Annotated in this window: 5 protein-coding genes; 1 reads left to right on the forward strand and 4 read right to left on the reverse strand. The window is 64.2% G+C overall.

Annotation, left to right across the window (positions count from 1 at the left end; genetic code table 11):
* Nucleotides 1–274, reverse strand: a 274-nt coding sequence (rpsB, locus tag VGD20_RS11035) for a 30S ribosomal protein S2 (protein ID WP_331134491.1), incomplete at its 3' end; no start/stop codon positions are given.
* A gap of 312 nt (nucleotides 275–586) precedes the next feature.
* Here rpsB and VGD20_RS11040 point away from each other — a divergent pair.
* Nucleotides 587–847: a hypothetical protein gene (locus VGD20_RS11040; RefSeq protein ID WP_331134492.1), complete on the forward strand. Its 261-nt coding sequence runs from the start codon at nucleotides 587–589 to the stop codon at nucleotides 845–847.
* Here the strand turns inward: VGD20_RS11040 and VGD20_RS11045 are convergent.
* From VGD20_RS11045 to VGD20_RS11055, 3 genes are all read right to left on the reverse strand, one after another.
* Complete coding sequence (locus VGD20_RS11045) at nucleotides 831–1604, reverse strand: phosphatidylcholine/phosphatidylserine synthase (RefSeq protein ID WP_331134493.1); 774 nt, start codon at nucleotides 1602–1604, stop codon at nucleotides 831–833. The genes VGD20_RS11040 and VGD20_RS11045 overlap by 17 nt on opposite strands.
* Before the next feature lies 1 nt (nucleotide 1605).
* On the reverse strand, nucleotides 1606–2340 hold the full coding sequence (locus tag VGD20_RS11050) for a phosphatidylserine decarboxylase (RefSeq protein ID WP_331134494.1): 735 nt from the start codon (nucleotides 2338–2340) through the stop codon (nucleotides 1606–1608).
* Between the two features lie 24 nt (nucleotides 2341–2364).
* Nucleotides 2365–2555: hypothetical protein (locus tag VGD20_RS11055; protein ID WP_331134495.1), on the reverse strand; the 191-nt coding region annotated here is incomplete at its 5' end.

Genomic DNA, 2555 nt, shown 5'->3' on the forward strand with positions numbered 1-2555 from the left:
GCTGGCCCGAAGCGCGGGCCGCATCGGCGATCGCACCCTGCGCCTGGCGCTTGGTGCCGACGAACAGCACCTTGCCGCCGGCAGCCGACGACGAGGCGATGAAATCGAGCGCGCGCGCGAAAAGCGGCACGGTCTGCGACAGGTCGAGGATATGGATGCCGTTGCGCGCACCGAAGATATACGGCTTCATGCGCGGGTTCCAGCGGTGGGTCTGATGGCCGAAGTGGGCGCCAGCCTCGATAAGATTCTGCATCGTGACGACAGGTGCCGCCATAGTCTTTCTCCTTCCGGTTGATCCTCTGGAAAGCAAGAACCGGGTGTCGCAAGCGACGGGTCCCGGCACCGGTTTATGTGCGCCTTCCATGTGGAATGGGCGGCCCGTTAACGGCGCGGGCCGGAAAAAGCAAGGGGTCTCTAACGAATGAGGGGCTGATTCACCGCAACGCATCGCACTCAACTCGGCGACAAAGCGACTCCGTTCGTCGCAAACCGGTTGAGAACAAACAGGGAACATGGAACAAAAAGTCCAGCGGAACCGTCGCTGGTTAACAAAAGGTTTCGCACACGAAAGCCGAAAGGACAAGACATGGTTCAGGTCGCAGCCGCTCTCCTCTTCGCCCTTGCCGCCGGACTCGGCGTCACGGTGATCCTGGCCATGCTCAAGAATAACGAGAATGCGATTCTCTCGGCGCTGCTCGGCGAAGGAGCCTTCCCTGTCGACATCGCGCCGCAGTCGGGCCCCACCCCGCTGAAGGTGACGCTGCGCCGTTCGCCTGCGCGCCGCGACGCGCCGCGCACCGTTCGTGCTGCAGGACGTTTGCAGCCGGCGCTCAGCCGCGCCGCCTGACCTTCGCATAGCTGGCCAGCCCGAAAGGCAATGCCGCCACATATAATATGCACACCGCCAACAGCGTCAGCCAGGGTGCGGTGACGAGGGCTGCACCGAGCAGACCGATCCCCGCCAGGGCAAAGATGCGCCACGAGCGACGCAGACGGATCGACGCCCAGCTGTAAGTCGGGATCGCCGAAATCATCAGCATCGCGATGGCCAGCGCCCACGGCATCACGATATACCATTCGCGAAACAGGTCGTTGTCGGTCGTCAGCCACAGATAGACAGGAACGAACGACAGCCCCGCCCCGGCAGGCGCCGGAATCCCGGTCATGAAGCCTGCCGACTTGTGCGGCTGAAACTCGGCATCGAGGCGCGAATTGAAGCGCGCGAGGCGCAGCGCGCAGCACACGGCGAGCGCGAGCGCTGCGGTCCAGCCGAATTTGGGAGCATCGGCGAGCGACCAGAGGAAGAGGATCATCGCCGGCGCGACGCCGAATGCGATCACGTCGGACAGCGAATCGAGCTCGGCCCCGAATTTGCTCTGCGCACGCAGCAGCCGCGCGATACGCCCGTCCATACCGTCGAGCACGCCGGCGACGATGATCATCGTGACCGCCGCCGCCCATTCGCCGCCGATCGCGAAGCGGACGCCGGTCAGCCCCGAACAGAGCGCGAGGATGGTAATTGCATTGGGTGCAAAGGCGCGCAGGCTGACCCCGGCGATGCGCCGCCCCGCGGCGTCGGGAATGACCTGCTCGTCCTCCGCCACCTTATTGCCCGATGCCGTCGATCGTCTCGGCCTTGCCGATCCGCGCAATGACCGTCTCGCCCGCGAGGGTCCGCTGGCCGAGCAGCACCTGCGGCGTCGTGCCCGCGGGCAGGTAGACATCGACGCGGCTGCCGAAACGGATGAGCCCGACGCGCTGGCCGGTGGCGAGTTCGTTGCCCATGGTGACGAAGGGCATGATGCGCCGCGCGACGAGACCGGCGATCTGGGTGAAACCGATGCGCACCCCGTCGGCGCGCTCGACGACGAAATGCTGCCGCTCATTCTCTTCGCTCGCCTTGTCGAGGTCGGCGTTCAGGAATTTTCCGGGAATATAGACGAGCTTGCGTAGCGTGCCCGCAACGGGCGTGCGGTTGATGTGGACGTCGAAGACGCTCATGAAAATCGATACGCGCAGCATCGGCGCGTCGCCGAGGCCATCGGAGCCGGCGATTTCGGGCGGCGGAAGCACTTCGGCAATCTGCGTCACCAGACCGTCGGCGGGCGCGATGATGACATCGCCGCTCGCCGGGGTCACGCGCTCGGGATCACGGAAGAAGGCACCGACCCAGATCGTTACGCCCAGCATCAGCCAGCCGAGGATTTCCCAGCCGAGCAGCCAGAAGCAGAGCGTGATGATTCCGGCGATCAACAGGAACTTGCGGCCTTCGGGATGAATCGAGGGCCAGTGCCATTTGATACCGCCGCCGGGGCGGTTCGAGGATATGATTGTCGACATGGCCGTTCTTCTAGGGTGCAGCTTCTATACTGACAATGGATAAGGCACCGCGATCGTTGCGCGTCCGGTTGCATCCCGGGGCACGACGGGGCGGTTGATCAATCGCGCGGCTTTGCCTAAGGCCCGCTGCAACTCCGACTCCCCAAGGAAAAAGGCAGCAGCATGGGCAAGATCAAGGTAGCCAACCCGGTCGTCGAACTCGATGGCGACGAAAT

Origin of the sequence: Sphingopyxis sp., assembly GCF_036402335.1 — a bacterium.
Lineage (GTDB): Bacteria > Pseudomonadota > Alphaproteobacteria > Sphingomonadales > Sphingomonadaceae > Sphingopyxis.